Source organism: Duganella sp. 1224, assembly GCF_013408245.1.
In the GTDB taxonomy this organism is placed as follows: Bacteria; Pseudomonadota; Gammaproteobacteria; order Burkholderiales; family Burkholderiaceae_D; genus Rugamonas.
In genome coordinates this window covers 1-13,221 of the sequence record NZ_JACBYS010000012.1, presented here as the reverse complement: position 1 = coordinate 13,221, position 13,221 = coordinate 1, and the positions used below count along the sequence as shown (strand labels likewise).

The 13,221-nt window shown below is 64.2% G+C and carries 8 protein-coding genes, 1 tRNA gene and 1 pseudogene; 7 read left to right on the top strand and 3 right to left on the bottom strand.

Annotated features, from left to right (window positions below):
• Nucleotides 1-81: 81 nt before the first annotated feature.
• Both FHW58_RS26645 and FHW58_RS26640 read right to left on the bottom strand, forming a co-directional pair.
• Complete coding sequence (locus FHW58_RS26645; protein ID WP_179676218.1) at nucleotides 82-1,278, bottom strand: glutamate carboxypeptidase; 1,197 nt, start codon at nucleotides 1,276-1,278, stop codon at nucleotides 82-84.
• Complete coding sequence (locus FHW58_RS26640) at nucleotides 1,275-2,732, bottom strand: M20 family peptidase (protein ID WP_179676217.1); 1,458 nt, start codon at nucleotides 2,730-2,732, stop codon at nucleotides 1,275-1,277. Before FHW58_RS26640 ends, FHW58_RS26645 begins: the two co-directional genes overlap by 4 nt.
• 143 nt (nucleotides 2,733-2,875) lie before the next feature.
• Between FHW58_RS26640 and FHW58_RS26635 the strand changes: the two genes are divergently transcribed.
• The 4 genes from FHW58_RS26635 (at nucleotide 2,876) to FHW58_RS26620 (ending at nucleotide 9,094) form a co-directional block, all read left to right on the top strand.
• On the top strand, nucleotides 2,876-3,952 hold the full coding sequence (locus FHW58_RS26635) for a GlxA family transcriptional regulator (RefSeq protein WP_179676216.1): 1,077 nt from the start codon (nucleotides 2,876-2,878) through the stop codon (nucleotides 3,950-3,952).
• Nucleotides 3,949-5,370, top strand: a complete 1,422-nt coding sequence (locus FHW58_RS26630; protein ID WP_179676215.1) for an MFS transporter — start codon at nucleotides 3,949-3,951, stop codon at nucleotides 5,368-5,370. The genes FHW58_RS26635 and FHW58_RS26630 overlap by 4 nt, the downstream gene beginning before the upstream one ends.
• 71 nt (nucleotides 5,371-5,441) lie before the next feature.
• The gene (locus FHW58_RS26625) at nucleotides 5,442-7,793 is read left to right on the top strand and encodes a S9 family peptidase (RefSeq protein WP_179676214.1); all 2,352 of its coding nucleotides are present in this window, start codon (nucleotides 5,442-5,444) and stop codon (nucleotides 7,791-7,793) included.
• Between the two features lie 8 nt (nucleotides 7,794-7,801).
• The gene (locus tag FHW58_RS26620; protein WP_179676213.1) at nucleotides 7,802-9,094 is read left to right on the top strand and encodes an alpha-amylase family glycosyl hydrolase; all 1,293 of its coding nucleotides are present in this window, start codon (nucleotides 7,802-7,804) and stop codon (nucleotides 9,092-9,094) included.
• 7 nt (nucleotides 9,095-9,101) lie between these two features.
• Here the strand turns inward: FHW58_RS26620 and FHW58_RS26615 are convergent, their stop codons facing one another.
• Nucleotides 9,102-10,502: a M20/M25/M40 family metallo-hydrolase gene (locus tag FHW58_RS26615; protein WP_179676212.1), complete on the bottom strand. Its 1,401-nt coding sequence runs from the start codon at nucleotides 10,500-10,502 to the stop codon at nucleotides 9,102-9,104.
• Between the two features lie 122 nt (nucleotides 10,503-10,624).
• On the opposite strand from FHW58_RS26615, the gene FHW58_RS26610 reads away from it, so the two are divergent.
• The 3 genes and pseudogenes from FHW58_RS26610 to FHW58_RS26600 all read left to right on the top strand — a co-directional run.
• A tRNA-Phe gene (locus FHW58_RS26610) sits at nucleotides 10,625-10,700 on the top strand.
• Between the two features lie 658 nt (nucleotides 10,701-11,358).
• A complete protein-coding gene (locus FHW58_RS26605) occupies nucleotides 11,359-12,342 on the top strand; it encodes a P63C domain-containing protein (RefSeq protein ID WP_179676211.1) in 984 nt (327 codons plus the stop codon).
• 684 nt (nucleotides 12,343-13,026) lie between these two features.
• A pseudogene (locus FHW58_RS26600) lies at nucleotides 13,027-13,221 on the top strand (IS110 family transposase); the annotation flags it as partial.

The following is a 13,221-nucleotide window of genomic DNA, read 5'->3' as shown; positions in this document are numbered from 1 at the left end:
TGGTTGGTTTTTTTGAGTGCAACAGTCCCCGCCGGGCGGCTTGCGGGCCGTCCGGTCAACGCTGCCGTTATGTGTGAAGCGTTACTGGGAAGCGCCGGCTTCCTGCATCATGCGGCTGAGCAGATACAGCCGCGGCACGATGGAATCGACGGTGATGTATTCATCCTTGCCATGCACGCCATCGCCGGCCAGGCCGAACGCCTCCAGCACGATGGCCTTGCCGGAGCGGCTGGCGTAGCCGGCGTCGGTGCCGCCGCCGGTGCCCGGATACAGCGCCAGCTTGCGATCGATCTCGGCATAAATCGCCTGCGCCCTGGCCGCCCACGCGCGCGCCGCGTCGGTGGCAATGAACGGCGGCCGTCCCGGCTCGATCGCCACGCTGGTGACGGTATCGGCCACCAGCGGCGTCGCCACCTTCTCGCGCAGCGCCTGCTGCAGGCGCTGCGCGCCATCGGCCGCGCTCAGGCGCACATCGCCCTGCGCGCTGGCGCTGGCGGGAATCTGGTTGGTCACCAGGCCGGCGCTGGCGCGCGTCCAGTTCAGCTGCGCGCCCGGCACGTTGAGGTCGCGCGTCTGCAGCAACTGGTGCGACAGCTCGATCAGCGCATTGCGCCCGCTTTGCGGCGCCACGCCGGCGTGCGCGGCGCGGCCCTGCACCGTCATGGTGGCGGTGGCGATGCCGCTGGCGCTGAGCAGGATGCCCTCCATCTGCGCGCCATTCGGCTCGCAGGAAAACACGAAGTCATGCCGCGCCGCCTCGTTGGCGATCAACTCGCCGGACAGGCGCGAGCCGACTTCCTCGTCCGGATTGAAGATCACCGTCAGCTGCGCGTAATCGCGCCAGCCGCGCGCATGCAGCAATTCGATGGTGTGCAGGATCACCGCGATGCCGCTCTTGTCGTCGGCGATGCCCGGGCCGTACACGCGGTTGCCGTCCACGCGGTAAGGCTGGGTGGCCAGGATGCCCGGCTGGTACACGGTGTCCATGTGCGCGATCAGCAGGATGCGCTTGCGGCCCGTGCCGCTGAAGCGGCCGGTCACGCTGCCATCCTTGCGCTCCACCGCCGCGCCCAGCGCCTTCAGGCGGCGTTCGCCCAAATCGGCCACGCGCGCCACGCCCGCCGTGTCGCTGCTGCCGGATTCGATCAGCACCAGCTCCTTCAGCGTCGCCAGCAACGGCGTTTGCTGGTCGCGCGCCGCCGCCAGCAAGGCCTGATCGGCCGCCATCGCGCCATGCAAGGCGCTGCCCAACAGTACCGCAAGTATCAGTTTCTTCATTTCCCGTTCCTGGCCAGTTGCACATAGAAGCGGACCGCTTCCAGATAATTGTTGATGCCGATGCGTTCATTGGTGCCGTGGAAGCGCGGCAGATCCTCCGGCCCGGCGCGCACCGGCGAAAAGCGGTACACATGGTCGCTGACGTCCTTGTAATGGCGCGCATCGGTGGCGCCGATGACGATGCCCGGCGCTACCACCGCGTCGCTGAACACCTCGCGGATGGTGCGGTTGATCAGCGCATACTGCGGCGAATCGATCGGCGACACCGGCGAAGGCTCGGACGCTCCCGCATCCAGATGCGCGTGCACGGCGTCGTTGTTGACGGTCTGCCGCACGTGGTCCATCACGCCGCCGATGCTGTCGCCGGGGCGGATGCGGAAGTTGACCACCGCATCCGCGCGGCCGGGCAGCACATTGTCCTTGTTGCCCGCGTGGACCACGGTCAGCGCGGTGGTGGTGCGCAGCACCGCGTTGGTGCCGGCGGCCTGCTCCAGCTGCTTCTTCACCACCGGCCCGAACAGCCACAGATTGGACAGCGCCACGCGGTTCATGCCCTGCATCTCCGGCGCGATGATGTCAAAGGCATCGCGCGCCACGCCGCTCAACTGCGCCGGCATCTGCTGGCGCTCCAGTTCCGTCAGCGCGGCGCTCATCATGCCGATGGCGGTCTTCTGCGGCGGCATCGACGAATGGCCCGGCGCCGTGGTCACTTCCAGATTCACGCTGGCATAACCCTTCTCCGCCACGCCGATCAGCGCCACCGGCTTGCTGACGCCGGCCATGATGCCCTCGGTGACCAGCATGCCCTCGTCCAGCACATAATCCAGCTGCACGCCGCGCGACTTCAGCAGCCGGGCGATTTCCACCGCGCCGCGCCGGCCGCCGACCTCCTCGTCCGCGCCAAAGCCGAGATAGAGGGTGGCGCGCGGCTGATAGCCCGACGCCAGCAGCGTCTCCACCGCCTCCATCTGCGCCACCAGGCTGCCCTTGTCGTCCCACGCGCCGCGGCCCCACACAAAGCCGTCCTTTACCACGCCATCGAACGGCGGCTGCTGCCAGTTGGCCTCGGTGCCCGGCGCCACCGGCACCACGTCCTGGTGCGCCAGCCACATCACCGGCCTGGCCTGCGGATCGCTGCCCTGCCAGGTGAACAGCATGCTGTGGCCGATCATCTCCCGCTTCAGCGTCGCGTGCAACCGGGGGAAGGCCTGCTCCAGGTAAGCCTGCATGCGCACGAACTCGCCGGCGTTGATGTCGCCCGACGCCGCATCCGAAATCGTGCGGAAGGTCAGCGCGCCGGCCAGCCGCGCCGCCACCGCGTCGCGCGCCAGCGCCAGCGGCGCAAGCGGTTGGACCGCGATCTGGCGCGACGTCAGGCGCAAGGTATTCCACACCACCACCGCGACGATGATGGCGATCGCCAGCAGTGCGGCATACAAAAGTCGCTTCAACATACAATGCAATCCATGTAAAAAAAGTGCGCCAGAATGGTGCGTGGCGCAACGCCGCGCGGCCCTTTTTGGACACTGTTGTTTTGAGTTCTTGCGAACGATTCTAAAGCTTGCCTAAGCAATATCGTGCGGCTAATATCGCCAATATGCAGACCAATCCCGCCACCGACATTGCGCCGCTCGACGTGCAGCTGCTATGGCTGCCGGAAGCCATGCCGGGCAATGTATTTGCCGCCATCGACGTGCTGAATGTGGCGGCGGGGATACTGCAACTGCGCAAACCGCAGCACCAGCCGCCGCTGACGTGGCGCCTCATCACCCCGCCCGGCGTCGAGTCGCCCATCAACGCCGGCGCCATGCCCGGCACGCAGCGCCTGCCGCCACAGGCGCCGCCGGCGCAACGCACGCTGATGGTCGTCCCCGGCCTGGCCGCGCGCAACGCCCCGCACCTGGGCGAAATCGCCGAACGCCATCCCGACGTGCTGCAACTGTTGCACGACCACGCGCTGCGCGGCGGCCTGATCGCCGCCTGCTTCACCGGCATGGTGTTCCCGGCGCGTCTCGGCCTGCTGACCGGCGCCCGCTGCGCGCCGCCATGGGCCTACCAGTCGTGGATGAAGTTGCACTTCCCCGACGGCGACTTCAGCACCGACGAACCGATGTCCTTCCACGAGCGCGTGTCGACCTGCGCGGCGCCCGGCCTGCAAACCGAATTCATCGCCGCGCTGCTGGGCCGCCTGCTCGACCCGGACCTGATGGAAGGCTGCCTGCAAGTGCTGCAGTACCAGCAGCGCCGCCAGCAGATCACCTCGGAACTGAGCGGCGTGTGGCTCACGCCCACCTCGGACAGCCCGGTGTACCGCGCCACCCAGTGGCTGCAGGCCAATCTCGAACAGCCCTACAACCTGCAGGCGCTGGCCGCCGCCGCCGCCACCAGCGAACGCACGCTGCTGCGCCACTTCCGCCAGGCGGTCGGCATGACGCCGCTGGAATACCTGCACAAGCTGCGCGTGGAGCGCGCCAAGGTGATGATGGAAGTCTCGCTGCACAACTTCCACACCATCGCCTCCGCCTGCGGCTACGCCGACGCCGGCTCGTTCCGCCGCCTGTTCCAGCAAGCCACCGGCATGAACCCCAGCGTCTACCGCGAGCGCTTCACGCTGCGCGCGCGCCGGCCGCACTGGAAGGTCGAACAGAAATCGCAAAGGGCACTCGCATCATGAGCCACGGCGCCAAGATCCTGCATCTGCGCGGCGCCGCCGGCATGGATGCCATCTACCGCAAGATCAGCTGGCGCCTGCTGCCGCTGCTGATGCTGTGCTACGGCGTGGCCTATCTGGACCGCGTCAACGTCAGCTACGCCAAGCTGCAGATGGGCGCCGACCTCGATTTCAGCAACCAGGTGTACGCCTGGGGCGCCGGCATCTTCTTCCTCGGCTACTGCCTGTGCGAGATCCCCAGCAACCTGCTGCTGGAAAAAATCGGCGCGCGCAAGACGCTGCTGCGCATCATGCTGTGCTGGGGCCTGACCGCCGCCGCCGGCGCCTTCGTGCGCGAGCCGGTGGAGTTCTACATCGTGCGTTTCCTGCTCGGCGTGTTCGAAGCCGGCTTCTTTCCCGGCGTGATCCTCTACCTGACTTACTGGTACCCGGCGGCGCGGCGCGCGCGCGTGATCGCGCTGTTCGCCTCGGCCGCGCTGATGGCCGGCGTGGTGGCCGGCCCGCTGTGCGGCGCCACGCTGCAGTACCTGCACCAGTACGGCGGCCTGCAGGGCTGGCAATGGATGCTGGTGATGCAAGGGCTGCCGGCCGCGCTGCTCGGCATCGCCGCCTGGTTCCACCTGGACGACAAGCCGGAGGACGCGCGCTGGCTGTCGTCGTTCGAGCAGCAGATGATCGCGCAGGACCTGGAGCGCGACGAGCAGGCGCTCCACGCCAGCGGCGGCGACGGCAGCGGCGACGACGGCAACGCGGCGCGCGCCAACGACGCCGAGCCGCCCTCCGTCCTGGCCACCCTCTGGTCGCTGCTGCGCCAGCCGTCGATCGCGCTGCTGGCGCTCGCCAACCTGCTGCTGATGGGCGCCAGCTACGCGCTGGTGTTCTGGTCGCCGACGCTGATGCAGCGCTGGGGCGCCGGCAGCCACATGCAGCTTGGCCTGCTGGCCGTGATCCCCAACCTGGCCGGCGTGATCGGCATGATCCTGATCGGCTACGACTCCGACCGCCGGCGCGAGCGGCGCGGCCACTTCATCGCCTGCATGGTGCTGGCCGCCGGCGGCCTGGGCTTCGCCATCGCCGCCGAAAACCATCTGCCGTGGGCGCTGGGCGGGCTGGCGCTGGCCTCGGCCGGCATTGCCGCCGGCTCGCCGCTGCTGGTGGCCATCCTCACCGCCATGCTCAATCGCCAGCGCGCCGCCACCGGCATCGCGCTGGTGGGCAGCTTTGGCCTGCTGGGCGGCGCCTTCGGCCCGCCGCTCAGCGAACGCATGCTGGCCTGGGGCGACAGCGCCGCCATGCTGGCCGGCCTGATCGTCCTCTACCTCGCCGCCGGCGCCATCCTGCTGTGGGCGCTGAAGCTGGCGCCGCGCCACGGCGGCCCCAGCGCCGGCCATGGCCAAACCGACAAGATAGCCCGCAATTAATGGTTGGGCTAGAATCGGGGACGTGCCGCGATCCGGCGCTCCCCTCCACCAACCTGTAAGCGACACTATCGATGCGTTTTGTATTGCCTCTTTTAGCGACCGCCCTCGCGGCCAGCGCCTCCGCAGCCCCCACGCCCATCACCCTCGACCAAGCCATGGCCAATCCAGACTGGATCGGCAACCCGGTGGAGTCGGCATGGTGGGGCTGGGACAGCCGCCAGGTCTACTTCAAGCAGAAACGCACCGGTTCCGCCGTGCGCGACACCTGGCAGATCAACGGCGCCGCCGCGACGAAGGTGGACGAAAAACAGCTAGCCAACCTCGATAGTGCCGACCCGGTCTACAACCGCGAACGCACCCGCGCCATCCTGCTGCGCAACGGCGACCTGTTTGAGCGCGACCTGAAAACCGGCGCGCTGACGCAGATCGTGCGCGGCACCACGCCGGCGTCGGACGCGCAATACGCCGCCGACGGCAACCACGTGCAGTTCCGCGTGGGCAGCGACTGGTTCAGCTGGAGCCGCGCCGAGCGCCTGGTGGCACCGGTGGCCCTACTGCGCACCGCCAAGGATCCCGACGCCGTGCCGGACGCCGACTTCCGCCGCGACATGCAATTGCGCCTCATCGCCACGCTGGCGCAGGTCAAAAAGGACAAGGACGACACGCGCGACCAGCGCAACGCCGAGCGCGCCGCCGACGCCACCCGTGCGCCGCTGCCGATCTACCTGGGCGACAAGGTCACCATCGAAACCAGCGCGCTGTCGCCGGACGGCCGCTACCTGCTGGTGGTCACCGCCGCCAAGGACGGCGACAAGCGCCGCGTCGGCAAGATGCCAAAGTACGTCACCGAATCCGGCTACGAGGAAAGCGACGACGAGCGCAAGCGCGTCAGCGACGCCGGCCCGCCGCCGCACAGCCTGAAACTGGTGGACGTGGCCACGCGCAAGGTGAGCGAGCTGTCGCTGGACGACCTGCCCGGCATCAAGGACGATCCGCTGGCCGCCATGCGCGCCGCCCAGAAACTCGACCCGCTCAAGGGCAACCGCGCGGTGCGCTTCGAAGGCCGCGAGGAATCGATCCGCTGGAGCGCCAACGGCGCCCGCGTGGCCGTCATGGCGCAGGCCATCGACAACAAGGACCGCTGGATCGCCGCCGTCGACCTGGGCGCCGCCAAACTGAAACCGCTGCACCGCCTGAGCGACGCCGCCTGGGTCAACAACCGCGGCAACGACTTTGGCTGGCAGCCGGACAACAGCACCCTGTGGTACGAATCCGAAGAAAGCGGCTACGCGCACCTGTACCTGCAAGGCGCCGACGGCAAGGCGCGCGCGCTCACCTCGGGCAAATGGGAAGAGTCCAACGTCACCTGGTCCAGCGACGGCCAGACCGTCTACTTCCTGTGCAATCCCAAGCTGCCCGGCACCTATGAAGTCTGCTCGACCAACACCAAGGACGGCGCCCTGAAGGAACTGACCGCGCTGGGCGGCGTCGAAAGCTTTGCGCTGTCGCCGGACGGCCGCAAGCTGCTGGTGCGCTACTCCACCGCCTACATGCCGGCGCAGATCGGCACCGTCAGCGCCAGCGGCGGCAAGCTCACCCAGCTGACCGACACCCGCACCGCCGACTACAAGGCGCGCGCATGGATCGAGCCGCAGATCGTGCCGGTGCCGTCGACCCACGGCGCCGACCCGGTGTGGGCCAAGCTGTACCGCCCGGCCACGCTGGAACCGGGCAAGAAGTATCCGGTCGTGATGTTCGTGCACGGCGCCGGCTACCTGCAAAACGTCACCCGCCGTTACCCGGTCTACTTCCGCGAGCAGATGTTCCACAACCTGCTGGTGCAGAAGGGCTACATCGTGCTGGACATGGACTACCGCGCCTCGCTCGGCTATGGCCGCAACTGGCGCACCGCCATCTACCGCCAGATGGGCCACCCGGAACTGGAAGACTACATCGATGGCCTGAACTGGATGGTGGCCAACCAGCAGGGCGACGCCAGCAACGTCGGCATCTACGGCGGCAGCTACGGCGGCTTCATGACCTTCATGGCGCTGCTGCGCGCGCCGGACCAGTTCAAGTCCGGCGCCGCGCTGCGTCCCGTCACCGACTGGACCACCTACAACCACGAATACACCGCCAACATCCTCAACACGCCGGAACTGGACCCGCAAGCGTACAAGGTCTCGTCGCCGATCGAATACGCCGACCAGCTGAAAGGCAACCTGCTGATCGCCCACGGCATGATCGACGACAACGTCTTCTTCCAGGACTCGGTGCGCATGGCCCAGCGCCTGATCGAACTGAAAAAGGACCACTGGGAACTGGCGCCGTATCCGCTGGAGCGCCACGGCTTCGTCCATCCGGAATCGTGGTACGACGAATACCGCCGCATCTACCAACTGTTTGAACGCACGCTGAAATAAGGGAACCTATGAAAAAGCTTGCCGCCTCGCTGATCCTGGCGACGTTATTCACCGCCGCCCACGCCGAGCCGAAACACCCGGCGTGGTCGCGCAGCGCCAACGTGTACGAAGTGAACACGCGCCAGTTCAGCAAGGAAGGCACGCTGAACGCCGTCACCGCCAGCCTGCCGCGCCTCAAGCAGATGGGCGTGGACATCGTCTGGCTGATGCCGATCCACCCGATCGGCCAGAAGAACCACAAGGGTACGCTGGGCAGCTACTACGCGGTGGCCGACTACACCGCCGTCAACCCGGACTACGGCACCATCGACGACCTGCGCAAGCTGGTCAAACAGGCGCACGCGCTGGGCATGCACGTCATCCTCGACTGGGTCGGCAACCACACGGCCTGGGACAACCCGTGGGTGCAGCAGCACCCGGACTGGTACAAGAAGAACGACCAGGGCGAAATCTACTCGGTCACCTTCAAGAACGACGCCGGCGGCACCGAGGAATGGACCGACGTCGTCGGCCTGGACTACGACAACAAGGACCTGTGGAAGGGCATGACCGACGCCATGGCGTTCTGGGTCAAGGACGTGGGCGTCGACGGCTTCCGCGCCGACGCCGCCGGCCTGGTGCCGACCGCGTTCTGGGACCAGGCGCGCGCGCAGCTGGACAAGATCAAGCCGGTGTTCATGCTGGCCGAGTGGAACGAGCCGGCGCTGCACGACAAGGCCTTCGACGCCAGCTACGACTGGCCGCTGAACAGCATCATGAAAAAGATCGGCAAGGGCCAGGCCGGCGCCGCCGAACTGCGCGACTACGTGACCAATCCGCCGAAAGCCTTCCCGCGCGACGCCTACCGCCTGCAGTTCACCAACAACCACGACATCAACTCGTGGGAAGGCGCGGACAAGGACCTGTATGGCCCGGCCTGGGGCGCGATGGCGGTGCTGAGCTACACGCTGCCCGGCATCCCGCTGATCTACAACGGCCAGGAATCGCGGCTGGACAAGAAGCTGGAGTTCTTCGAGAAGGATCCGATCGACTGGAAGAACTACGAGCTGGAAGGCTTCTTCGCCGGCCTGAATGGGCTGAAGAAGCAGAACCCGGCGCTGTGGAACGGCGCGGCCGGCGGCGCGGTGCAGCTGCTGGATGTGGGCAACGAGCAGCTGTTCGCCTTCAAGCGCCAGCAGGGCGCCAACAACGTGCGCGTGATCGTCAACGTCACCGGCCAGCCGCAGAAGTACAAGCTGGCCGGCGATCCGGGGCAGGCGGTGATCAAGCCCTGGCGCTGGCGCATCATCGTCCCCGACTAAGCGGCGCTTACTCCGTCGCCAGCCGCTTGCCGAGACGGTACAGGTACTCCTGGCCGTCGTACAGCGACTGCACCCGGATATGCTCATTCAGCCCATGCGCGCCGCTGCCCTCCGGCCCATGGAACATGCCGCTGACGCCATACGTCCAGATGCCGGCGTTGTTGAGGAAGCGGCCATCGGTGCCGCCGGTCGACATGGTCGGCACCACCGGCACGCCCGGCCACATGTCGTTGCTGATCTCCTCCACGGCCTTCATCAGCACCGGCGTCATCGGCGGCATCGGACCATCGACGCCATCGCCGATGCGCGTGATCCTGATCTTGTCATCGGCCACCACGCGCTGCAGCGTGGCCTGCACGTCGGCGATCGGCTCGCCCGGCAGGATGCGGCAATTGACCGTGGCGCGCGCGCGCTGCGGCAGCGCGTTGTCGGCGTGCCCGGCCTCCACCTTGGTCGCCACGCAGGTGGTGCGCACGGTGGAATTGTGCACCGGGCTGACCGCGTATAAACGATCCAGCGCCGCCTGGTCCGGCGGATCCTGCAGGATCGCCTGCATGTCCGCCGCCACCTGTCCCTTCTCGATCTGCGACATGCGCTCGTAGTACGCGCGCGTCACCGGCGACAGCTTGAACGGGAAGGAAAACTGGCCGAGGCGCGACAAGCCCTCGGCCAGGTGATAAATCGCGTTGTCCCTGAACGGCGCCGAACTGTGGCCGCCGGGATTGGTCACCTCCAGCTGGAAGCTCTGGTAGATCTTTTCGCCGGCCTGTATGCCATGGCGCACCGGCTTGCCATCCTTGTCCAGCAGGCCGCCGCCGCCCTCGTTCAGCGCGATCTCGGCGTCGATCAGCGCGCGATGATGCTTGACCAGATACTCGGCGCCGTCAAACGCCGACGGCACCAGCTCCTCGTCGCAGGTCAGCGCCAGGATGATGTCGCGCTTCAGCGGCAGCTTCTCCTGCTTGTAGAGGATCATGTTGTTGACGAAGGCCGCCGCCATCGCCTTGTCGTCCGAGGCGCCGCGGGCGTAAAACATGCCGTTCTCCTCCACCAGCTTGAACGGATCGCGCTCCCAATCCTCGCGCCGCGCCTCCACCACGTCGATGTGGGCCAGCAGCAGCAGCGGCTTCTTGCTGCCGTCGCCCTTCAGGCGCGCCACCAGGTTGCCCTTGCGCGGACCGCCGGGCGGCACGATGATCTGCAGCTCGCTGCCCCTGAAGCCGCCAGCCTTCAGGCGTTTGGCCATCTTCTGCGCGGCCACGGTGCAGGAGCCGACCGAATTGGTGGTATTCGTCTCCACCAGCTCCTGATAGATGCCCCGCATCTGCCGCTGCACCGGCGTCAGCTCCGCCCCGTGCGCGGCGCCCGCCGCCGTCAACCCCGCCAACAACCAAGCCGCCGTCTTCATATCGCCCCTGTTCGATCAGATTGTCTAAATGATCAAATTTATCGCCGCGTCATGGGGCTGTCAATAAAATGGATGCAGACCCTTGCCAAACCCGGCCGCCGGTCGCTATAATTGCGGCCCTTGGCCTGGTAGCTCAGTTGGTAGAGCAGAGGACTGAAAATCCTTGTGTCGGTGGTTCGATTCCGCCCCGGGCCACCAAGAACATACCTCACGCAACGCCCACTCATGCAAGTGGGCGTTGTCGTTTTTGGGATTCACAGTCCTTGTGTCCAGTCCATGTCCGGTGCCCGAAAACAAACCGCGTCGTTCGGCGTAGTCTGGACCGAATCGTCCAACTGTCAATCACTCTCTCCCTTTCTTCTTCGCAATAGGGCCCCGGCCTTCATGGTACTGACGAACTCGACATAGCTGGCGCGCCGGAAGTCCAAGGTAACGCAGAAGGTGTGTATTGGCGTGCTGCCCGTGCGGAACTCGACCCAGTGACCCGCAGCGGCTCGCCCATCGCCGTCCCGAAGCGCACCGACTCGGCCGATGGCACTGGCACTGGCCGCAGTTTACGCATGCAGGCACGCAGCTGGCTCAACTCGCCCTGTTAGCCCCGTGCGGCGATTTTGCGTACGCAAAACGTGCTGAGTCTTAAAGAGTGGCGAGCGACGAATGGGTACATAATCCCATGAGTCTAGATATCTAACAGCTCGTTTGAGCACGCCAGGGCGTCCCGAAAAAAGGGGTGGGCCCATCCAGCCACGTTGCGACGGCAGACACTTAAATGCAAGCATCAAAATAACTCCAATGCTTGCATTTTTTTCGCAATCCGCTTACGATGCAAGCATCTAAATTTTATAGGATGCTTGCAATGGCCACTAAAAAAGAAGTCACTGGACGTGCGCTTGGCGGAATAGCTCGTAGTATGAAGTTGACTGCGGAGCAACGTTCAGAAATTGCTCGAAAAGCTGCAAATACTCGGCATGCTTTGAAAAAACCATTGCAAGCTACCCACATGGGTAACTTTAAGGAAGAATTTGGGATTGATGTCGACTGCTACGTGCTGAATGATGAAAGAAAAACAGGCGTTATCAGCAAACGTGGAATGGCCCTAGCCCTGGGGTTTAAAGGCGAGAGCGGCAGTCGACTAACTGCATTCATCAAAGGAAAAGTCATCTCGGAATATGCCGGGCAGGAGCTTATTGAAAAGATTGAAAATCCCATTGTTTTCCAGGGGGTTATACCCGGCGCGACTTCTATGGCAAGATCCGAAACGCATGGTTACGACGTTACCATTTTGATTGATCTTTGCAAGGCAATCATCAAGGCTGAAACCGATGGCAAATTACATTCTCAGCAATTAAGCCTTGCAACGCAAGCTCATGTGATCGTTGCCGCTTCTGCAAAGGCGGGGATTCAAGGCCTAGTTTATGCATTATCCGGATACGACCGTACGAAAGAAGAGGTCATATCGGCTTTCAAAGCATTTGTGCAAGCCGAAGCAAAAAAATATGAAAGTGAATTTCCAACAGAGCTTTATATGGAGTGGGCTCGCCTTTATGGTCATCGCCCACAACGCTCTTGGAAGGATATGCATCTGACACTTAATCACGTGTACTATCCCTTAGCCAAAAGCGATGGAAAATTACTGACCTTGTTGAGAGAGGCGAAAAGCTCGTCGGGCGATCGGAATGCGAAGCTATTCCAATTCCTAAATCTCGTAGGAGCCAAGGCACTTCGTTTTCAACTTGGGCGTATTTATGACGTCGCCCAAAATGCCAGAACCAGCGCGATATATGAGAAAGAAGTAGCAAAGAGATTCGGTTCTCAGCAACAGCTTGATCTTGATGAATAAGCGACACCGATATTGTCTTTTGCCGGTCTTCCGCGTGGTTCTCGGTAAAGGATGGGGCGATGATGAATCCGCGCGTCGAGAAGATACCTCATCCCAGGCCCCAGACGCAACGAGACTGGCCGGTCCCTGACCGGTCTATCGTGCGGAATGAGCGGCATGAGCGGTCATCATGTTTGTTGAGGGAATCCGGTATCGACAGGCAGAACCGCCACGCAATGCGTCGGCGGGTTTGCCGTTGGGTCGTATCGGCAACGAGTCATGTCAAACTGGCGGACGGCGGAGAACCTTGGTCCGGCAAATTGGTGGCGCAGTAGCAGGCACGATACGAAGATTGAAAATCCTTGTGTCGGTGGTTCGATTCCGCCCCCGGCCACCAAGAACATACCAAACGAAACGCCGATCCATGCAGATCGGCGTTTTTGTTTCTTGCGGTCTGCAGTCTTTGTGTCCGGTCCTTTTCCGGCCAGCTGCTCGCTAGGGCGCTCAGCCAACCGAATCACCGATGCGTCTATACGATGCGTTCATCTAGCTACCGCAAGATTACGTATCGGACTCTGTTGATTTACTGAGATGGACCCGACACCACCGAATCGGATCAAACTAACGTTTCATCCAATTTACGTGTGGAGGTCTACCATGAATATCGCTATTCTTGGGATTGATCTAGCCAAGCGAGTGTTCTAGCTGCATGATGCTGATCGTCGTGGCCACGCATTGCACGGCTCTAAGGTGCTTCGCGCCGAGTTGCTCGGTGCGGTGCGCAAGTTGCAGCCTCGTGTCATCACAATGGAAGCTTGCAGCTCAGCCCATCATTGGGGACGGCAATTCCTGGCAATGGGCATCGAAGTGCGACTTATTAGTCCGCAGTATGTCGCGCCA

Bases quoted from the DNA above. Each gene is read 5' to 3' on its own strand.
- FHW58_RS26645 (WP_179676218.1), bottom strand. From the start codon at position 1,278: ATGAAGAAACTGATACTTGCGGTACTGTTGGGCAGCGCCTTGCATGGC.
- FHW58_RS26640 (WP_179676217.1), bottom strand. From the start codon at position 2,732: ATGTTGAAGCGACTTTTGTATGCCGCACTGCTGGCGATCGCCATCATC.
- FHW58_RS26635 (WP_179676216.1), top strand. From the start codon at position 2,876: ATGCAGACCAATCCCGCCACCGACATTGCGCCGCTCGACGTGCAGCTG.
- FHW58_RS26630 (WP_179676215.1), top strand. From the start codon at position 3,949: ATGAGCCACGGCGCCAAGATCCTGCATCTGCGCGGCGCCGCCGGCATG.
- FHW58_RS26625 (WP_179676214.1), top strand. From the start codon at position 5,442: ATGCGTTTTGTATTGCCTCTTTTAGCGACCGCCCTCGCGGCCAGCGCC.
- FHW58_RS26620 (WP_179676213.1), top strand. From the start codon at position 7,802: ATGAAAAAGCTTGCCGCCTCGCTGATCCTGGCGACGTTATTCACCGCC.
- FHW58_RS26615 (WP_179676212.1), bottom strand. From the start codon at position 10,502: ATGAAGACGGCGGCTTGGTTGTTGGCGGGGTTGACGGCGGCGGGCGCC.
- FHW58_RS26605 (WP_179676211.1), top strand. From the start codon at position 11,359: ATGGCCACTAAAAAAGAAGTCACTGGACGTGCGCTTGGCGGAATAGCT.